At 69.1% G+C, this 6,475-nt stretch carries 6 protein-coding genes; 4 read left to right on the forward strand and 2 right to left on the reverse strand.

Annotated elements, in window-relative coordinates; translation table 11 throughout:
- Positions 1 to 436 (reverse strand): Gfo/Idh/MocA family protein (locus HUU96_RS09240; protein WP_174292533.1); only part of this gene is annotated, 436 nt, incomplete at its 3' end.
- Positions 437 to 538: 102 nt separating this feature from the next.
- Here HUU96_RS09240 and HUU96_RS09245 point away from each other — a divergent pair.
- Genes HUU96_RS09245 through HUU96_RS09255 form a run of 3 tightly spaced genes read left to right on the forward strand, consistent with a single transcriptional unit; the run spans position 539 to position 3,800 of the window.
- On the forward strand, positions 539 to 1,690 hold the full coding sequence (locus HUU96_RS09245) for an aldose epimerase family protein (RefSeq protein WP_174292534.1): 1,152 nt from the start codon (positions 539 to 541) through the stop codon (positions 1,688 to 1,690).
- A gap of 11 nt (positions 1,691 to 1,701) precedes the next feature.
- Positions 1,702 to 2,853, forward strand: coding sequence for a cellulase family glycosylhydrolase (locus HUU96_RS09250; protein WP_174292535.1), 1,152 nt, complete (start codon positions 1,702 to 1,704; stop codon positions 2,851 to 2,853).
- Positions 2,850 to 3,800: a family 43 glycosylhydrolase gene (locus HUU96_RS09255; protein WP_254605160.1), complete on the forward strand. Its 951-nt coding sequence runs from the start codon at positions 2,850 to 2,852 to the stop codon at positions 3,798 to 3,800. Before HUU96_RS09250 ends, HUU96_RS09255 begins: the two co-directional genes overlap by 4 nt.
- Before the next feature lie 4 nt (positions 3,801 to 3,804).
- Here the strand turns inward: HUU96_RS09255 and HUU96_RS09260 are convergent, their stop codons facing one another.
- Positions 3,805 to 4,590 (reverse strand): FadR/GntR family transcriptional regulator, encoded by a 786-nt coding sequence (locus HUU96_RS09260; protein WP_174292536.1) that lies wholly within the window; start codon positions 4,588 to 4,590, stop codon positions 3,805 to 3,807.
- A 157-nt stretch (positions 4,591 to 4,747) separates the two neighbouring features.
- On the opposite strand from HUU96_RS09260, the gene HUU96_RS09265 reads away from it, so the two are divergent.
- A complete protein-coding gene (locus tag HUU96_RS09265) occupies positions 4,748 to 6,337 on the forward strand; it encodes a sodium/sugar symporter (RefSeq protein ID WP_174292537.1) in 1,590 nt (529 codons plus the stop codon).
- Positions 6,338 to 6,475: the final 138 nt, after the last annotated feature.

Consider the following 6,475-nt stretch of genomic DNA (forward strand, 5'->3'; position numbering starts at 1 on the left):
TGTCCTCGCGCCATGCGATGGTCGCCGAGCGCACGGTGCGCCCCGCAAGCCAGGCGCGGGCCGGCGCGACCCCGGCCGCCTCGCGCGAGTGCCAGGCGGCAAAGGCGGTCACGCCCGCCGTCCGCGCGTGCGTCGCCAGGTCGGCGGCCTGTGACAGGGTCGCCGCCGGCGGTTTCTCCAGCAGGACGTGCAGCCCGACGTCGATCGCCGCCGCCGCGATGGCGTGGCGGACGGCAGGCGGCGTGCAGATCGCCACCGCCTCGACCCGCGGCCCGTCGGCGAGCAGCCCGGCCAAGTCGCGATAGGCCGGGACGCCCTCGACGCCGGCGGACGGGTCGACCGTGGCAACGAGATCGAACGTCGGCTGCTCGGCGATCGCGGGCCGGTGCTGGTCCCGCGCGATCTTGCCAACACCGATCAATGCCAACTGAACCATTTGCCCTCCCATTTGTCTGATATATATGCTCGTATTCGGCACAAGGCGCGGTATCAAGCGTGCAGGCACGATGTCGCACAGTGCGGCAAGTGGGAGAGGAAGATGAAGCATCGCTGGCGGATCGCGCTTGCTATGGGCGCGGCGACGGCATGGGTGCCGGGCGGCACGGCCTGGGCGGCGGAGGCGCAACGCTCGACCTTCGGCACGCTGCCCGATGGACGTGCCGTGCCCGCGGCGACCCTGCGCAACGCGCACGGCGTATCGGTCCGGGTGATCGCATACGGGGCCGCGATCCAGTCGTTGCGGATGCCCGATCGTCGGGGACAGGTCGCCGACGTGGCGCTCGGCTACCGCACGCTGGCCGAGTATCTCGCCAAGCCGCAATATTTCGGTGCCACCGTCGGTCGCTACGCGAACCGCATCGCCGCCGGCCGGTACGCGGTCGACGGACGGCCCTTCCAGGCACCCGTCAACGACGGACCCAATTCGCTGCACGGCGGCGTCGCCGGCTTCGACAAGGTGCTGTGGACGGTCACCTCCGTCCGTTCGGGGCCGGTCGCCTCCGTCACGCTGCGCTATGTCAGTCGCGACGGCGACCAGGGCTATCCAGGTGCGCTGACGGTAGACGCCACCTACTCGCTCGACGAGCGGGACACGCTGACAATCGAATATTGCGCCACGACCGATCGGCTGACGATCGTGAACGTCACCAACCACAATTACTGGAACCTGTCGGGCGAGGGGTCCGCCGCCGGCGCGATGGGGACGAGCGTGACGATCCCCGCCGACCGCTACCTGCCGACCGACGCGCACGCGATCCCGACCGGCGAGTTGCGATCGGTCGCCGGCACGCCGTTCGACTTTCGCCAGCCCCACGCCGTGGGCGAGCGGGTGCGCGAGGGCGCAGACCAGCAGATCGGCTATGCGCGCGGCTACGACCATAATTGGGTGATCGGCGCGGAGGTGACGCCCGACCAGCACCTGATGGCGCGCGTGAGCGACCCCGCCTCCGGCCGCGGGTTCGAGCTGTGGTCCAACCAGCCGGGACTGCAATTCTACTCCGGCAATTTCCTCGACGCGACCTCGACCGGCAAGTCCGGCCACCTATACCGGGAGGGCGACGCGCTGGTGTTCGAGCCGCAGATCTTCCCGGACACGCCCAACCACCCCGCCTTCGGCTCCGCGCGGCTCGCCCCGGGCCAGGTCTATCGCAACGTGATGACGTACCGGCTGACGACCGGCGCGCCCGAGTGAACGGAGCCTCCATGATCCGCCGCACCTTCCTCGCGCTGGCCGCGGGTGCCGCCGCGCTCGCGCTGGGCACGGCACCCGCCCAGGCGCGCGATCGCTGGACGAGTGCCGAGGCGCAGCGCTGGTCGCGTGCGCAGCCCTGGCTGGTCGGGTCCAACTACATTCCCGCCACCGCCATCAACCAGCTGGAGATGTGGCAGGCGGACAGCTTCGATCCGGCGGCGATCGACCGGGAGCTGGGCTGGGCCGAGCAGCTCCACATGACCACGATGCGGGTGTTCCTCCACAATCTGTTGTGGGAGCAGGACGCACCCGGCTTCAAGCGCCGGATCGACGCGTTCCTGGCGATCGCCGCGCGGCATCACATCAAGCCGCTTTTCGTCCTGTTCGACAGCTGCTGGGACCCCAACCCGAAGCTGGGACCGCAGCGGCCGCCCATTCCCGGCGTCCACAATTCCGGCTGGGTGCAGGCACCGGGGGCGGCACGGCTGGCCGATCAAGCGCAATATCCCAAGCTTCAAGCCTATGTGACGGACGTGGTGGGCAGTTTCGCGCGCGATCCCCGCGTGCTCGGCTGGGACGTTTGGAACGAGCCCAACAATGGCGGCGGCGGCGACTATGGTGCCACGCCCGACAAGAAGGCGCTGATCGCCGGGCTGCTCGACCAGGTGTTCACCTGGGCAGAGGCGGCGAACCCGACCCAGCCGCTGACCAGCGGCGTGTGGATCGGGGATCATTGGGACCAGCAGGCCACGCTCGACCCGATCGAGCGTATCCAGGTGACCCGGTCGGACGTGATGAGCTTCCACGACTATAGCTGGCCCGAGAAGTTCGCCGAGCGCGCGCACCAGATGCTGAGCTACGGCCGGCCCGTGCTCTGCACCGAGTACATGGCGCGCGGTGCCGGCTCGACCTTCGACGGCGCGCTGCCGATCGGCAAGAAGCTGGGCATCGGCATGGTGAACTGGGGATTCGTCGACGGCAAGACGCAGACGCGCCTGCCGTGGGACAGCTGGAAGAAGCCATATACCGCCGACGAACCGCCGATCTGGTTCCACGAGGTGCTGCGCGCCGACGGTACGCCCTATCGCCCGGCCGAGACCGAGCTGATCCGCCGGCTGGCGACGGCGCCCAAGTACGTCGTCCCTGCGGCGGCGCAGCCGTGAGGGCTAGCCTGGTCGCCTCCACCCTCGTCGTGCTGGCGGGGCTGGCGCTCGCGGCGAGCACCGGCGCGCAGGAAGTGCGGTCGGTGTTCGCGGGGGCCGACCCCTTCGCGCTGTTCGCCGACGGGCGGATGTGGATCTATCCCACCGAGCGAGGCGACCGGCTGGAGAGCTGGTCCTCGCCGGATGAGAGCCACTGGACGCGCCAGGCGGACCTGCTGAAGGCGAGCGACGTCCGCTGGATCGGGGCCGACGGGGCCTCGCGCCATTATCTCTGGGCACCCGACATGCTGGCGGCGGACGGGCGCTACTACCTTTATTACTCGGTCGGCCCGCAGGACCCGACGCCGAGCCGGCTGGGCGTCGCCACCTGCGCCGGGCCTGCGGGGCCGTGCGTCGACAGCGGCAAGCCGCTTCTGACCGGCGGCCGTCAGTCGGCAGGCGGGCCGTTCGAGGCGATCGACCCGATGGCGTTCGTCGACCCGCGCTCGGGCCGGCGGCTGCTCTACGCCGGCGGCAGCGCGGGATCGCGGCTGCGGTTGTTCGAGCTCGCCCCCGACATGACCAGCATCGCCCGCGAGCTGCCCGTCGACCAGCCGCCGCTGTTCACCGAGGGCGTGTTCCTGCACGAGCGGAACGGCATCTATTATCTGTCATGGAGCCACGGTCGCTGGAACACCGCCGAATATTCCGTCCACTACGCGATGTCCGCGTCGCCGACCGGGCCCTGGAAGTACCGTGGCGCGATCCTCCAGAGCGACGCGCGCTACAAGGGGCCGGGCCACCACGCCTTTGTGCGTGATCCGGCGACGGGCGAATGGCTGATCGTCTATCATCGCTGGGAGGGCAAGCACGGCGACGGGCCGTACACCGACGACCGGCGGATAGCGATCCAGCCGATCCACTACGATCAAGACGGCCAGATCGCGCCGGTACGAATGAGCGACTGACCGGTCAGCCGGCGGCGGTCGCGCCCGCATCGGGCGAGGGATCGGCCTCGGGCGGGCCACGTCCGTTCTCCGCATCGTCGATCAACACCAGCACGTCGCCGATCAGCCCGCGCATCGCATCGCGCGCCGCATCGGCGTCGCCCGCCGCGATCGCGCGATTGACCGCGCCGTGATCGACCAGGCTGGCGGTGCGGCCCTTGATGCGGTTGGTGAAGCGGATGGAGGTGCGCAGCGCCGTCACCACCACGTCGCGGAACTGCGCGTAGAACGGGTTCTTGGACGCGCGCAGGATGGCGACGTGGAACTCGATATCGGCCTCCAGCGGGTCGTCCTCCCGCCGCTCGGCCGCCTCCATCCGCGACAGGCCCGCCGCGATCGACTCGAGGTCCGCCGCTTCGGCGAACCGCGCCGCCAGCGCCGCCGCCTCCGGCTCGATCGCGATGCGAAGCTGCGTGAAGTGGCGCAGCAGCTCCATCGAGAACCGCCGTTCGAGCAGCCAGCGCAGCACGTCGGCGTCGAACAGGTTCCACGCCCCCGCGGGCTGGACGGCCGTCCCCTGTCGCGGACGCGCGCTCAGCAGGCCCTTGGCCGTCAGCATCTTGACGGCTTCGCGCGTCACCGACCGGCTGACGCCGTGCAGCCGGGCGAGCTCCGCCTCCGTCGGGAAGCCGCTCTCGACATAGCGGCCCGTCACGATCGCACGTCCCAGGCTGTCGAGCATGCTGTAGGTGAGGTTGCGCCCGAGGGGAGAAGCATCGGAGGGCCGGTCGCGGAGGTCGGGCAGCTGCATCGGGAAACAGCTTGTGAAGCCGGACGTGCGTCTTGTCACTCTCCCGCGGACCGGCATTCGGCTGGACAGCCCAAATAAATAAGATAAATGACACAAACCGTCGGGCAGCAAGGTACGGCGGCGTCAGCCGCGAACCGCCGGTCAAGAGGATGCGGGAATGGGCTTGTCAGCCATCGATGTCGCGGTCGTGATCGTCTACGCAATCGGTATCTTCGGCCTGGCGCAGTGGGTCAGCCGCGAGAAGGCAGGCCACGCCAAGACCACTTCGGATTATTTCCTGGCCTCCAAGAACCTGCCGTGGTGGGCGATCGGCGCGTCGTTGATCGCGGCCAACATTTCGGCCGAGCAGATCGTCGGCATGTCGGGATCGGGCTACGCGATCGGCCTTGCGATCGCGTCCTACGAGTGGATGGCGGCGCTGACGCTGTTGATCGTCGGCAAGTTCTTCCTGCCCATCTTCCTGCGCAACGAGATCTACACGATGCCGCAGTTCCTGGAACGGCGGTACGGCCCCTCGATCCGCACGATCATGGCGGTGTTCTGGCTGGCGCTGTACGTCTTCGTGAACCTGACCAGCATCATCTGGCTCGGCTCGATCGCGGTCACCAAGGTTGCGGGGATCGACCAGACCCTCGCGCTGGTGATCCTGGGCGCGTTCGCGCTGCTGTACCAGATCAAGGGCGGGCTGAAGGCGGTGGCGCTGACCGACATCGTCCAGGTGACGCTGCTGGTGCTGGGCGGGCTGGTCGTGGCGTATCTGACGCTGACCCACATCGGCGCGGGCAGCATCGCCGGCGGCTGGCAGCGGCTGACGGCGACCGCGCCAGATCATTTCCACATGATCCTGCACCGCGGCGACCCGCACTATATGGACCTGCCGGGATTGAGCGTCCTGATCGGCGGGATGTGGATCGCGAACCTCAGCTATTGGGGCTTCAACCAGTACATCATCCAGCGCGCGCTGGCGGCCAGGAGCCTCGCCGAGGCGCAGCGCGGTGTGCTGTTCGCCGCCGCGCTGAAGCTGGTGATGCCCGTCATCATCGTGCTGCCGGGCATCGCCGCTGTCGTGCTGGCACCGTCGCTGCCCAAGCCGGACGAGGCCTATCCCACGATGATGCGCCTGCTGCCCACCGGATTGCTGGGCCTCGTCTTCGCGGCGCTGGTGGCGGCGATCGTCGCGTCCACCGCCTCCAAGATCAACTCGATCGCGACGATCTTCACGCTCGACCTGTATGCCAAGTTCCGCCGCCAGCCGACTCAGGCGGAAGACGGGCACGCCGCGGGAGGCGAGCGGCATCTGGTGCGCGTCGGCCGGATCACCGCCGTCGTCGCGATCGTCGTGGCGATCATCGCCGCGCGGCCGCTGGTCGGCAGCAGCGAGCAGGCATTCCAGTTCATCCAGGAGTTCACCGGCTTCTTCACCCCCGGCATCACCGTCATCTTCCTGCTCGGGCTGTTCTGGAAGCGCGCGAACGAGGCCGGCGCGATCGCGGCCGCGGTCGGTTCGGTCGTGCTGTCCTATCTCCTCAAGGTCGCCGCGCCGGGCCTACCGTTCATGGACCGGATGGGGCTGGTGTTCCTGCTCGTGCTCGCATTGGCGGCGGTGGTGTCGCTGGCGACGCCCGCTCGGGCGGGCGCGGACACGGTCGACACGCGCGAGGTCGGCTATGCGACCAGCACAGGCTTCAACGTCGGTGCCGTCGGCGTGGTGCTGGTCCTCGTCGCGCTCTACGCCACTTGGTGGTAGGGGCGTGCGCGAGCTGATCGCGGTCGATTGGGGGACCACTAACCGGCGCGTCTACGCGATCCTAGACGGAAAGGTCGTCGCGAGCGAGCGGGACGCGACCGGCGTCACCGCCGTGCCGGCCGGCGGCTTTGAGGCGGA

The organism is Sphingomonas bacterium, assembly GCF_903644135.1.
Classification (GTDB): Bacteria; Pseudomonadota; Alphaproteobacteria; order Sphingomonadales; family Sphingomonadaceae; genus Sphingomonas.

What these genes read in the sequence shown, in the direction of transcription:
- HUU96_RS09265 (WP_174292537.1), top strand. Translation starts at nt 4,748, where the DNA reads ATGGGCTTGTCAGCCATCGATGTCGCGGTCGTGATCGTCTACGCAATC.
- HUU96_RS09260 (WP_174292536.1), bottom strand. Translation starts at nt 4,590, where the DNA reads ATGCAGCTGCCCGACCTCCGCGACCGGCCCTCCGATGCTTCTCCCCTC.
- HUU96_RS09250 (WP_174292535.1), top strand. Translation starts at nt 1,702, where the DNA reads ATGATCCGCCGCACCTTCCTCGCGCTGGCCGCGGGTGCCGCCGCGCTC.
- HUU96_RS09245 (WP_174292534.1), top strand. Translation starts at nt 539, where the DNA reads ATGAAGCATCGCTGGCGGATCGCGCTTGCTATGGGCGCGGCGACGGCA.